Source organism: Morganella sp. B601 (assembly GCF_051172335.1).
GTDB classification, from domain to species: domain Bacteria; phylum Pseudomonadota; class Gammaproteobacteria; order Enterobacterales; family Enterobacteriaceae; genus Morganella; species Morganella morganii.
The window spans coordinates 502,872-514,298 of sequence record NZ_JBPIZE010000001.1 but is presented as its reverse complement, the minus strand read 5'-3'; the positions used below and the strand labels follow the sequence as shown (position 1 = coordinate 514,298).

The following is an 11,427-nucleotide window of genomic DNA, read 5'->3' as shown; positions in this document are numbered from 1 at the left end:
CTTCGTCATTTTGTTACGACAATTTTTTCGTTTGCCGGATCCACATGCTGCATACTGAGACGCTCAACGGACAGGCGCTCGACACGGCTGTGATCCCCCAGGGCGTTCTCTTCCAGAATCAGGTTACGCCATTCGATATCCAGCGAGTTACGCTCCAGCACAAGATGTTCCCGCTCTGCGGTCAGCAGACGTGTTTTATGTGCCGTGATGACCACAAAAATCGCGCTGACGATCACTGCAATAAATAAAATCGCAGGGATAAATCCGTGGCGCAGCAGGTCACGACAAATAACGCGGGCTAAATTGTGCCGTTCTGTGGTCATGCTTTCTCCGCAAAGCGCAGTACTGAACTGCGGGCACGCGGGTTAACACTGATTTCCTGCTCTGACGGTTTCATTTTTCCGGCCAGTTTCAGTGCCGGTGTGCCGTGCGCTTTCAGTTGTTCTTCCGTCAGCGGTAATCCGTGCGGTACCTGTGGTCCGCGGCTTTCGTCACGCATAAACTGCTTCACAATCCGGTCTTCCAGCGAGTGGAAGCTGATAACCGATAAACGGCCGCCCTGAGCCAGAATGCCCAGTGCGCCGGTCAGCGCCTGGCGGATTTCATCCAGCTCGCTGTTGACATAGATGCGGATCGCCTGGAAGCTGCGGGTCGCCGGATGCTTGTGTTTTTCTTTCACCGGAGACACAGCGGCAATTAAATCCGCCAGCTGTTTTGTCCGCGTCAGCGGCTCTTCGGTTTTATTGCGTTCAACAATCGCGCGGGCAATCCGTTTCGAAAAACGCTCTTCGCCGAAATTTTTCAGCACCCACGCAATATCTTCTTCTTTGGCTTCGGTCAGCCATTGTGCAGCGGAGATCCCGCGTGTCGGATCCATCCGCATATCCAGCGGCCCGTCACGCATAAAGGAGAATCCGCGCTCCGCGTCGTCCAGCTGCGGGGAGGACACACCCAGATCCAGCAGAACACCGTTAATCTGTCCGCCCAGCTCCAGATTATTCACATAACCGGCGATACCGGAAAACGGGCCGTGAATAATGGAAAAACGCGGGTCGTCAATCTGTGCCGCAGCGGCAATCGCCTGCGGATCGCGGTCAATGGCAATCAGACGCCCCTGCGGACCGAGTTTTGATAAAATCAGGCGGGAGTGCCCGCCGCGGCCGAATGTGCCGTCGATATAAATGCCGTCTTCGCGGATCTGTAATCCGTTGACGGCTTCATCCAGTAAAACACTGGTATGCTGAAACTGACTCTCTGCCATTTAAAGTGATAAATCCTGTAACCGGGCGGATAAAGGTCCGGATGCCGTCTGCCCGGCAGCAATATCATCCTGTACCTGCTGATACCACGTCTGCTCATCCCACAGCTCAAACTTGTTGAACTGCCCGACCAGCATGACTTCTTTGGTTAACCGCGCATGTGTGCGCAGTGTACCGGCTAACAAAAGACGTCCCGCACTGTCCATCTGACATTCCGTGGCATGGCCCAGCAACAGGCGCTGAACACGGCGCTCCGTGGGATCCATGGTGGACAATTGTGCCAGTTTCAGTTCGATCAGTTCCCACTCCGGTAAGGTGTAAAGCAGCAGGCACGGCTGGTGGAGATCGATAGTGCAGACCATCTGACCTTCCGACTTTTCAGCAAGCAGCGACCGGTACCGTGCCGGTACGGTTATGCGCCCTTTGCTGTCAAGATTAACCAGTGTTGCCCCGCGAAACATTCGTTTCTCCGCTCAGTTTTGCCCTGAATTACCACTTTCACCCACAATTCCCCACCAACAGAGTTTACGAATGGTAGGAAAAGCTTGTCAAGCCAGAGCTGACAAGGTTTCGTTTCCGCTGTCGGGGAATAAAGGGGTGAGAAAATATGGGATTTTTTGCTTCAGGGAACAGAAGTGAGGTAACACACTGATTCAAATCAGAAAAAAATTCACATAATACGCACTCGGCTAACCGGGGCAAATTATACCGAATCTGGCGAAAGAAAGATGCATTTTTGCGAGGTGTCCCTCACTTTCAGGATAAAAATTCACCATCACAGCAAAGACCCCGGGATTTTTGTTCCGGTCATCTGTGCTGTTACTTTCTGTTACACAGCGTGATTATTTGATATTTGAAAATTTAATATTCAGTTTATCAATAGCATAACTGTCATAAAACCGGGCTAATGATATTCTGCGGCATATACCCTTAATTGGAGTAAGTGAATTTCCGGGGAGTGAAAGGTGTGGTGTGAAAATTGTCAATTTCTGTCAATCAGCAGAATTGAAAAAAATTCTTAGGATTCCTCTCAAAAAGGGTTTTTCATCTGTTTCCGGACAAACTAAACAAAAATACCTATACGTTTCCGTACAGGTATCGGTAAAAATAATTATTTTACTGCCTGAATATTACCGGCGGCTCAGACTTCCGCGACGGCACAGATCACGACGGATCCGGGTGATACCCGCAGCCGGTTTCTGTTTTTCATCCAGACTGGCCAGTACCAGCTCCAGCACACGCTCCGCAATATCACGGTGACGCTGCGCCACGGACAGTACCGGGCACTCAAGAAAATCAAGCAGTTCATGATCACCGAAGGTCGCGATCACCAGTTGCCCCGGCAGACGGCCGCTGCGGGCCAGCGTGGCATCCATCACCCCCTGTAACAGGGCAAATGAGGTGGTAAACAGCGCATCCGGCATCGGATTGCTTTCCAGCCAGGTATCAAACGCTTTGGCGGCGGCATCACGCTCATAGCTGTCGGCATAGAGGAAATTCACGTTACGTGCATCCCCTTCCCAGGCTTCACGGAATCCCTGTTCACGCAGGAAACTGACGGAAAGTTCCGGTAACGCGCCGAGATATACCACCGATTCTGCCGGGAACTGACGCAATTCGGATGCCAGCATTTTGGCGTCCTCAAAGTCATCCCCGACCACACTGATAAAGTGCTCATTTTCCAGTGCGCGGTCAAGCGCGACAATCGGCAGGGAGCGGTTTGCCCAGCGCTGATAGAACGGATGCTCCGGCGGCAGTGCGGTGGAAACGATAATCGCATCCACCTGACGCTGTAACAGGTGTTCCACACAACGGATTTCGTTGTCAGGCTGGTCTTCGGAGCAGGCAATCAGCAACTGATAACCACGGCTGCGCGCCTGGCGCTCCAGATAATTTGCGATGCGGGTGTAGCTGGTGTTCTCCAAATCCGGGATCACCAGTCCGATTGAGCGGGTACGGCCTGCACGCAGACCGGCAGCCACCGCATTCGGATGGTAATTATGTTCACGAACCACCGCCATCACTTTTTCGACAGTTTTGTCACTCACACGATATTGTTTTGCTTTTCCGTTGATGACATAACTGGCCGTCGTGCGCGACACACCGGCAAGGCGGGCGATTTCATCCAGTTTCACGTTAACCCCTTACAAATCAGGAAACGGCCCGAACAACGGGCCAAATAAGAAGAGTGATCAGTTTACCCTTTCACCGCGAATATTTCACCGCATTATTTTATCGCCGCGCGACATCCCGACGATGCCGGAACGGGCAATCTCCACAATTTCCGCAAAGCCGCGCACCGCATCCAGGAAGGCGTCCAGCTTTTCGCTGGTGCCGGTCAGTTGCACGGTATAGAGCGTCGCGGTCACATCGACAATCTGTCCGCGGAAGATATCGGTACTGCGTTTGACCTCATCCCGCCCGTAACCGCTGGCCTGTAATTTCACCAGCATCACCTCGCGCTCAATATGAGTGGCAGAGGTCAGTTCTGTGACACGGAACACATCCACCAGCTTATTGAGCTGCTTCTCAATCTGCTCCAGCACCCGCGCATCGCCTTTGGTCTGGATGGTCAGGCGGAACAGTGACGGGTCATCGGTCGGGGCGGCGGTGATACTTTCGATATTATACCCGCGCTGGGAAAAAAGCCCTGCCACACGGGACAGCGCCCCTGTTTCGTTTTCTAATAAAATTGACAGAATCCGGCGCATGATCAGGTCCTCTCCGTTTTGCTCAGCCACATTTCATCCATTCCGCCGTTGCGGATCTGCATCGGATAAACATGCTCTTTCTCATCCACCATTACATCGGCGAATACCAGTCGTTTCTCTTCGCGGACAATGCGCAGTGCCTCCGCGAGCTGTTCACGCAGCGTGGCTTTATCACTGATACTGATGCCGACATGCCCGTAAGCCTCTGCCAGGCGGACAAAATCAGGCAACGATTCCATATAGGAATGTGAGTGACGGCCGTGATAAACCATATCCTGCCACTGCTTCACCATACCGAGGAACCGGTTATTCAGATTGAGCACCAGCACCGGCAGCCCGAACTGTAATGCCGTGGAAAGCTCCTGAATATTCATCTGGATACTGCCGTCCCCGGTGACACACACCACCATATCATCCGGTTTAGCCAGCCGGACACCCAGTGCCGCCGGTAACCCGAAGCCCATCGTGCCGAGCCCGCCGGAGTTGATCCAGCGGCGCGGTTCATCAAACGGGTAATAGAGTGCGGCAAACATCTGATGCTGACCGACATCCGAGGTGACATACGCCTTCCCTTCCGTCAGTTCCCACAGGGTGCGGATCACGGTCTGCGGTTTGATTTTCTCCCCGCTCTCATCAATAGCCAGACACTGTTTCGCTTTCCACTGATCAATGCGCCGCCACCAGTCGCATAATGCATCCGGATCCTGTTCATCGGTCAGGGATTCAAGCTGTAACAGCATCTGCGCGAGACACAGTTTCGCATCACCGACAATCGGAATATCCGCCGCCACGGTTTTGGAGATAGACGCCGGGTCGACATCGATATGAATGATGGTTGCCTGCGGGCAGTATTTCGCCAGGTTATTGGTGGTCCGGTCATCGAAACGGACGCCGACGGCAAAAATCACATCACTGTGATGCATGGTATTGTTTGCTTCATACGTCCCGTGCATACCCAGCATACCGACACACTGCGGATGAGTGCCCGGAAACGCGCCCAGCCCCATCAGGGAAAGCGCCACCGGCAGACGCAGTTTATCCGCGAGGGTGAAAATCTCCGGACTGCATCCGGCACTGACAGCACCGCCCCCGATATACATTACCGGGCGTTTTGCCTGCATCAGCGTGATCAGCGCGCGTTTGATCTGCCCTTTATGACCGGCTCCGGTCGGGTTATAGGAGCGCAGGCTGACCCGTGACGGGTAGCTGTATTCGTGCTGCTGCTGGACAATGTCTTTCGGAAAATCGATGACCACAGGTCCCGGACGGCCGCTCTGTGCCAGATAGAATGCTTTTTTGATGGTGGCCGGAATATCCGCGACATCATGCACCAGGTAACTGTGTTTCACGACCGGGCGGGAAATGCCCACCATATCCACTTCCTGGAAAGCATCGTTGCCGATCAGCGCACTCGCCACCTGGCCGGACAGCACCACCAGCGGCACTGAATCCATATACGCGGTGGCGATACCGGTAATGGCGTTAGTCGCCCCCGGTCCGGAAGTGACCAGCACCACGCCGGTTTTACCGGTCGCGCGGGCATAGCCGTCCGCCATATGCACGGCGGCCTGCTCGTGGCGCACCAGAATGTGCCCCACACCGCCCACGGTATGCAGTGCATCATAAATATCCAGAACAGCGCCGCCCGGATAGCCGAATACGTGTGACACGCCCTCATCAATTAAGGAGCGCACGATCATTTCTGCCCCTGTCAACCTCTCCATAAATGCTCTCCTGCCCGTGATTGCGGGTTGTAACTGCAAGTGATGTGTTTGTCTGTTTTTAGTTATCTGAGGATTAACATAACGATAAAATGACAGTGCTGGCAAATGCGTTTTTCGGGACGCAAAAAGCGGAAAACCACAGGAATAAAGGAAATGTCAGGATCCGCAGACGATCATACCTGCGGCGGCAAATCACAAAGCAGAGTTCACTGAGAGCGGGGGAAAAACCGGCGGGATATAAAAACGGCACTGCACAGGAAACAGGCAGTGCCGTCAGAGACAGCAATCAGTCCGTATACATCGACTCAATTTCGCGCTGATAGCGCTGGGCGATCACTTTACGGCGCAGTTTCAGGGTCGGTGTCAGTTCGCCGAGCTCCATGGAGAAATTCTGCGGCAGCAGTGTGAAACGCTTAACCTGATGAAAGGCCGCGATATTTTTCTGCAACTCTTTCAGACGGCTTTCAAACAACGCCACAATCTGGCTGTTTTTCAGCAGTTCCATCCGGTCATGGTATTTCAGATTCAGTGCCCGCGCGTGCTCTTCCAGAGTGTCAAAACACGGCACAATCAGTGCGGAGACAAACTTACGCGCATCCGCCACCACGGCGATATGTTCGATAAAGCGATCCTGACCCAGTGTGCCTTCCAGCATCTGCGGCGCAATATATTTGCCGTTCGAGGTTTTCATCAGATCTTTCAGGCGTTCGGTGATAAACAGATTGCCCTGCTCATCCAGCGCACCGGCGTCGCCGGTCCGCAGCCAGCCATCAGCCGTAAAGGCCTGACGGGTCTCTTCCGGCTTATTGTAATAGCCGCGCATCACCACCGGCCCGCGTACCTGAATCTCATTTTCCTCACCGATACGCACTTCCACATCCGGCAGCGGCACACCGATAGAGCCGAGCTGATAACCGCTGTTTTCCCAGCAGGATACCGTGGCACAGGTTTCTGTCATGCCGTAGCCGTATTTGATGTTAATGCCGATGGCGAGGAAAAAGCGGATAATTTCATCATCCAGCCGCGCCCCCGCCGCCGGTAAGAAACGGACATTGCCGCCGAGCACATCACGCAGTTTACCGAGCACTTTTTTCTGTGCGAACTGATCACACCGCGCGGCCAGCCATGACTGTTTTTCACCGCGCTGTTGTGCATCGAGAGTCTTTTTACCGGTCCGTACCGCCCAGTGGAATAACGCCCGTTTATACCACGGCGCCTGTGCCACTTTTTCGTAAATACCGCTGAATACTTTTTCATAGAAACGCGGCACCGCACACATCACGGTCGGTTTCACCGATACCATCGCTTTGCGCACCAGGTTGGTATCACTGAGATAGACATTCAGTGCGCCGGTGTGCATCACATAGAAACTCCAGGCGCGCTCAAAAACGTGCGTCAGCGGCAGGAAGCAGAGTGAGACATCATCTTCAGTCAGTGTCAGCCGCTCATCATGCAGATAAAGCTGGGCGGCCATGTTGCGGTAATCCAGCATCACGCCTTTCGGCTCGCCGGTGGTCCCGGAGGTGTAAATCAGGGTGAAAAGATCATCAAGGGAACAATCAGCGATGCGCTGACGCAGCTCTGCGGCGTAACTGCCATCGTGGCCGTTCATAAACTGACGCAGTGTGCAGACCGCAGGATGCGACGGGATTGCCGTGTTTTCCGGGTTCATTATGATGATTTTTTGCAGCGACGGGCAGAGAGAGAGCAGTGACAGGGCAATTTCCGCCTGCTTCTGACCGTCCACAAACAGAATGCGCACCTGCGCATCATTAAGAATATAGGCCGCCTGGTCATCACTGCTGGTGGCATAGAGCGGCACCACAATGGCACGGCACTGAAGAATCGCCAGGTCGGTTAATGTCCACAGAGCGCTGTTATGCGAGAAAATGGCGACATTTTCCTGCACTTCAACCCCTTCTGCCAGCAGGGCTTCCGCCAGGTTTTCACTGAACGCCCCGGCCTGCTGCCAGGTAAAATCGATATGCTGACCTTGTTCACACCACTGTCGCAGTGCGATTTTGTCACCCCGGCGCTGTTTTTGCTGTTGCAGCCGCGTCACTAAATGATAGTGATGCAAATTTGTTGTTGTCACACGCGTTTCCTTTACTGAGCCGTCAGACTGTACGGTTTCACGTTATGTAATAATTTTTCAGCTTACAGTTGTACGCTTAAATTTTTCCGCAAGTGTAGCCTGTTGTCTCCGGGAACAAAAGCAAATTTAGTTATCTTTGCAATGACGGGATCACAAAAAAGCCCCGGCAGGTACATTTGCCTGACGGGGCGGGAAATAAATTAAATGACCGATTACATATGATGTGTGAACTGCGACAGCAGTGCCTTCATCCACTGATGCCCTTTATCGCGGGTACACGCCTCGTGCCAGATCAGAAACGCCGGACGGCTGACTTTATCCCACGGCAGCTGCACTTCCTGAATCGGCAGCACATGAGAATAGAGCTGAATCAGCCATTTCGGTGCAATCGCCACCAGCTCTGTTTTAGAGACAATATTCAGTACACTGACTAAATTGGTTCCCTGATAAACAATAGCCCGGAGTAATTCATTATTTTCATAATACGGTGAACTGAATGAATCAATTAAATCCAGTGACACGACAGCATGCTGTTCGGTAAATATTTGTTTCTCTGTTACTGTATATTGTATACGCGGATGGTTACGGGCGGCGACCAGTGATAACTGATCATTAAATAATAAGTGATGACTGTAATCCGGTTTATCGAAACGATTATAACTGACAGCAAAATCAGTTTCCTGATATTTCAGGTTATTCTCGATATGTGAATTCATATAAGACTGAATATTGACATCGATATTTTCACTGTGAAGTTTAACCTGTTCGATTATTTTGTCTGTCAGGCGGATATCCAGCGGACTGGAGATAGCCAGATTAAATGTCCGCTCGCTGCTGCCCGGTTCAAAACCGGCACCCGGCAGCTCATTATGCACCAGCTGCAATGCCTGCCTGACCGGTCCGAACAGCTGTTTGGCGCGTGCTGTCGGCTGAATCCCCCGTCCGAAACGGACAAATAATTCATCATTAAACATAACCTTAAGTCTTGACACCGCATTGCTGACAGCCGGTTGCGACATACCTAAAAGTTCAGCAGCGCGGGTCACATTCTGCATCTGCATAACCGCATCAAAAACGGTCAGCAGATTAAGATCCACATTGCGCAGCTGTGTTTCACCGGATTCTTTTTTTACATCTGCCACTGAGGTGTATTCAGTCATCTTAAACTCCAATAAATGATTATAATGACTTCAATAAGCCACCTGCCGCCATGATGAAACGGCAGATCAATACAAAATTGAAATCTATTATCTCAATTGATTATCTAATTAATAATTGAGTCTCTTCCTTGTATGGTTCTGAATACGCGGGTGCGCATCATCATCACAATGCATACTATTTAAATATTTAAAGTCAGTAAATTATTCATGCCAGTAATAAATCAATACCGCTTTATTCATTTAGTTTCCATGCAGTGAGATAATAAAACAAAGATTGTGTTTATTCATAATAAAATTGTCTTCTGTCAGCATAAAAAATCCGATTTTTTTTGCTGACATAACAGAAAGAATAAACCGTTCAATGAATATCTCACCGGTTACCGGTGGCTGTCTGACCGCCGGACACCCTGTTACCCGCCTACTCAGCTGATTTGCATTCTCCGTAAAAAAAATCTGTAAAAATATTAGCCCAATTATTGAGCTGGCTTATAGATGAAAACGCTGATTAATTTTTATAAATTAGTCAGTTTATCTGCCTTTTGTGCTTTTTTTATCCTTTGGCCGGGATCTCCGGCGAACCACGTGAGTTGACAGGGCATTTTATATTCAGTATCAATAATACATCGTCACGGATAAGCCCTGTGCTCCGTGCCACTGAATTTACTGAGAAGGTTATTACTATGTCTTTCACTTTCCGCCTAAACAGCCTGCTAATTATCGCCTTAACTGCGCGTGGCGGGTTCGTGGCCGGAAGTTCCTCATAACTTTCTCCCTGAGACCTGAAAAACCCGCGCAATGTCGCGGGTTTTTTTATACCTGCAAACCGGAAAACAGAACAAGAAATAACCGAGAGGATCACAACATGAGCGATAACGTCATCATTTTTGATACCACACTGCGTGACGGGGAGCAGGCATTACAGGCCAGTCTCAGTGTCAAAGAGAAGTTACAGATTGCTTTCCAGCTCGAACGCATGGGGGTTGATATTATTGAGGCCGGTTTCCCTGTCTCCTCTCCCGGTGATTTTCAGTCGGTGCAGACTATCGCCCGCGAAATCAAAAACAGCCGTATCGCAGCATTATCCCGCTGCGTGATCGGCGATATTGATGCCGCAGCGGAATCCCTGAAAGTCGCGGAGGCCTTCCGGTTACATATGGTGCTCGCCACCTCCGGTATTCACGTTAAAACCAAGTTGCGCAAGACCTTTGCTGACATCATCGATATGGCGGTCGGCTCGATTAAACATGCCCGCCGCTTTACCGATGACGTTGAGTTTTCCTGCGAAGATGCAGGGCGCACCGATATCGATGATTTATGCCGCATAGTGGAAGCCGCGATCAACGCCGGTGCCACCACGGTCAATATTCCGGACACCGTCGGTTACACCACACCGTACCAGTTCGGCGGCATTATCAGCGAATTATTCAACCGTGTGCCGAATATCGACAAAACCATCATTTCTGTCCACTGCCATGACGATCTGGGCATGTCCGTTGCCAACTCCATCACCGCCGTACAGGCCGGTGCCCGCCAGATTGAAGGTACGATCAACGGGTTAGGCGAACGCGCCGGGAACTGTGCGCTGGAAGAAGTGATTATGGCGATTAAAGTGCGGGAAAAAATGCTGGGTGTGCGCACCGGGATCAATCACAAAGAGATTTACCGCACCAGCCAGCTGGTCAGTCAGTTATGCAACACTCCCGTGCCGCCGAACAAGGCCGTGGTCGGCAGCAATGCCTTCTCCCACTCCTCCGGTATTCACCAGGACGGCGTGATTAAAAACCGCGAAACCTACGAAATCATGACGCCGGACAGCATCGGCCTGAAAGATAACTTAATCAACCTGACCTCCCGTTCCGGCCGCGCGGCGGTAAAACACCGGATGGCGGAAATGGGTTATCAGGAAGGTGACTATAACCTGGATGAATTATACGCCGACTTCCTGCAACTGGCGGACAAAAAAGGTCAGGTCTTCGATTACGACCTGGAAGCACTGGTGTTTATGAAGCAGCAGCACCAGGAGCCGGAGCACTTCTCGCTGGCATTCCTCAATACGCAGTCCGGTACCGGCGTCAAAGCCTCCGCGATGGTCAGAATGCAGGCCGGGGATGACATTATCTCGGAATCCGCCCAGGGGAACGGCCCGGTGGATGCGGCTTATGAGGCCATCCGCCGTATCGCGGGTTACCCGCTGACCCTCGCCGCCTATCAGCTGACCGCCAAAGGTCAGGGAACGGATGCACTGGGTCAGGTGAATATCGTGGTGGAGTATGAAGGCCGCAAATTCCACGGCATGGGGCTGGCGACCGATATTGTTGAATCCTCCGCCCAGGCCATGATCCACGCTATCAACAGCATCTGGCGCGCCGGACAGGTAAAAGAAGAAAAACGGCGTATGCAGTCAGATAACAACATGCACAACGACACTCATAACGATACTCATAACAACAATACAGATACAAAGGAAGCGGTGTAATT

Annotated in this window: 9 protein-coding genes; 1 reads left to right on the top strand and 8 read right to left on the bottom strand. The window is 51.7% G+C overall.

The features are described from left to right. Positions 1–5: 5 nt before the first annotated feature. The 8 genes from ftsL to leuO all read right to left on the bottom strand — a co-directional run bounded on the left by ftsL (position 6) and on the right by leuO (position 8,949). Positions 6–323 (bottom strand): cell division protein FtsL, encoded by a 318-nt coding sequence (gene ftsL / locus ACSBQN_RS02290; protein ID WP_004238454.1) that lies wholly within the window; start codon positions 321–323, stop codon positions 6–8. After that, on the bottom strand, positions 320–1,261 hold the full coding sequence (rsmH, locus tag ACSBQN_RS02285; protein ID WP_152695457.1) for a 16S rRNA (cytosine(1402)-N(4))-methyltransferase RsmH: 942 nt from the start codon (positions 1,259–1,261) through the stop codon (positions 320–322). Before rsmH ends, ftsL begins: the two co-directional genes overlap by 4 nt. Then, positions 1,262–1,720 (bottom strand): division/cell wall cluster transcriptional repressor MraZ, encoded by a 459-nt coding sequence (mraZ, locus tag ACSBQN_RS02280; protein ID WP_004238452.1) that lies wholly within the window; start codon positions 1,718–1,720, stop codon positions 1,262–1,264. A gap of 669 nt (positions 1,721–2,389) precedes the next feature. Beyond that, on the bottom strand, positions 2,390–3,394 hold the full coding sequence (cra, locus tag ACSBQN_RS02275; RefSeq protein ID WP_004242044.1) for a catabolite repressor/activator: 1,005 nt from the start codon (positions 3,392–3,394) through the stop codon (positions 2,390–2,392). Between the two features lie 84 nt (positions 3,395–3,478). Continuing rightward, a complete protein-coding gene (ilvN, locus tag ACSBQN_RS02270) occupies positions 3,479–3,970 on the bottom strand; it encodes an acetolactate synthase small subunit (RefSeq protein ID WP_004238450.1) in 492 nt (163 codons plus the stop codon). A 2-nt stretch (positions 3,971–3,972) separates the two neighbouring features. Then, a complete protein-coding gene (gene ilvI, locus ACSBQN_RS02265; protein ID WP_015422920.1) occupies positions 3,973–5,694 on the bottom strand; it encodes an acetolactate synthase 3 large subunit in 1,722 nt (573 codons plus the stop codon). Positions 5,695–5,980: 286 nt separating this feature from the next. Next, positions 5,981–7,789, bottom strand: coding sequence for an AMP-dependent synthetase/ligase (locus tag ACSBQN_RS02260; protein ID WP_024474842.1), 1,809 nt, complete (start codon positions 7,787–7,789; stop codon positions 5,981–5,983). A gap of 212 nt (positions 7,790–8,001) precedes the next feature. Beyond that, a complete protein-coding gene (gene leuO, locus ACSBQN_RS02255; RefSeq protein WP_024474841.1) occupies positions 8,002–8,949 on the bottom strand; it encodes a transcriptional regulator LeuO in 948 nt (315 codons plus the stop codon). 862 nt (positions 8,950–9,811) lie between these two features. Here leuO and leuA point away from each other — a divergent pair. Then, positions 9,812–11,425, top strand: a complete 1,614-nt coding sequence (gene leuA, locus ACSBQN_RS02250; protein WP_024474840.1) for a 2-isopropylmalate synthase — start codon at positions 9,812–9,814, stop codon at positions 11,423–11,425. The last annotated feature ends 2 nt before the right edge of the window (positions 11,426–11,427 follow it).